1 protein-coding gene is annotated in these 1054 nt (G+C 39.8%); it reads left to right on the forward strand.

What is annotated here, in order from left to right:
* Nucleotides 1-109: 109 nt before the first annotated feature.
* On the forward strand, nt 110-1045 hold the full coding sequence (locus AC1DCY_RS27165; protein ID WP_477355797.1) for an IS30 family transposase: 936 nt from the start codon (nt 110-112) through the stop codon (nt 1043-1045).
* Nucleotides 1046-1054: the final 9 nt, after the last annotated feature.

Raw genomic sequence — 1054 nt, forward strand, 5'->3', positions numbered from 1 at the left:
GACGGATTGTAATATTAAGTGCAACACTCAGAAATCAATATAAAGGAAGCCCATAACGACCTCGTGTAGAATGTAGTTACCACACCAACATTCAAACGGAGGAATCGTTATGAGCTATACCCATCTTACCATATCAGAACGTGTAAAAATAGAAACATACCTGGAACTTGATTATCCGATTCGTAAAATAGCGAAACTCTTAAATCGTCAACCTTCTACGATTTCCAGAGAAATAAAACGCCACGCCGGTAGTACGGCTAACGAGGCGCAAGTACGTTACCATCAAAATAAATCCAACTGTGGTGCCAAGTCAAAATGTACGCCAGAAGTAAAAGAAGCTGTTCAAGGAAAGTTGCGGGATACTTGGTCGCCTGAACAAATTGTCGGTCGCTTGTATCAAGGACAGTTGAGTTTTAAAACCATCTATCGCTGGATTTACGATGGTCTTTTAGAAGTGCCTATAACCGTTCTCCGTCAAAAAGGAAAGCGCCAAAAGCCCCGCGAAACAAGGGGAAGATTTAACATTGGCACACCAATTTCTAAACGCCCAAAAGAAGTACGTAAACGTGAAACCTTTGGACATTGGGAGTTAGATACAGTTGTATCTGGACGTGGGAAAGCAAAAGGTTGTGTAGCAACATTTATTGAGCGAATGACACGGTGGTATGTTGGCTTTTTGATACCAGATCGCTCAGCTCAATCAATGGAAAGAGCAGTACGTCTTCTTCATACTAAATTACCAAAAGGCACTATAAAAACAGCCACAACAGACAGAGGTAAAGAATTTAGCTGCTATAAAGTGTTAGAAAAAGACTTGAAAATTGATGTTTATTTTGCGGACGCATATTCTTCTTGGCAACGCGGAAGTAACGAAAATGGAAATGGATTACTTCGCGAATTCTTCCCTAAGCAAACAAATTTCGAAGAAGTATCACCAGAAGAACTAACAGAATCATTAAACTATATCAACAACCGACCAAGAAAATGTCTTGGTTGGAAAACTGCAAACGAGGCTTTTAATGAGCAATTGTTGCACTTAATTTGACAAATCATC

The sequence above is a fragment of the Lysinibacillus sp. 10T31 genome, assembly GCF_056394365.1.